Source organism: Mammaliicoccus fleurettii (genome assembly GCF_003970575.1).
In the GTDB taxonomy this organism is placed as follows: domain Bacteria; phylum Bacillota; class Bacilli; order Staphylococcales; family Staphylococcaceae; genus Mammaliicoccus; species Mammaliicoccus fleurettii.
In genome coordinates this window covers 1-513 of the sequence record NZ_RXWZ01000228.1, presented here as the reverse complement: position 1 = coordinate 513, position 513 = coordinate 1, and the positions used below count along the sequence as shown (strand labels likewise).

1 protein-coding gene is annotated in these 513 nt (G+C 25.7%); it reads left to right on the top strand.

Features of this window, described 5'->3' with window-relative positions:
• Window positions 1-137: 137 nt before the first annotated feature.
• The coding region (locus tag CD129_RS12775) for a phosphate acetyl/acyltransferase (RefSeq protein WP_478335183.1) at window positions 138-513 on the top strand (376 nt) is incomplete at its 3' end.

Genomic DNA, 513 nt, shown 5'->3' with positions numbered 1-513 from the left:
GCAATGTACTTTTGCATAAGTTAAAACTCCTATTGATTAATAACTTATATTATATATGAGATAATGATTAAAAGTAAACATTGAAAAAATGGAATAATCATCAAAATTTGATTATGATATTAGAAGGAGGGGATTAAATGCAATTTAATGATATGATAAATCAAGGTCAAAATATTTCAGCAACAATTGCAGTTTGTAAATCAAATGATGAAGGGGTTATTAAAGCAATAGTTAAAGCTATAAAATACACTCAAGCGAATTTTATATTATTTGATGAACAGCCGCAAGATGAGTTGATTAGATCATTCAATTTAACCCATGATGAATTTAATAGAATTAAAATTATACAAACAGATGATGAAGCACATACTGTTTCTGAGTGCGTTAAATCAGTAGATGAAGGACAAGCTGATTTAATAATGAAAGGTCTAATAGATACTTCTACTTTATTAAAAGAAGTGTTAAATAATAAATATAAATTAAAAACAACAGATAGAATGAGTCATATTGCAT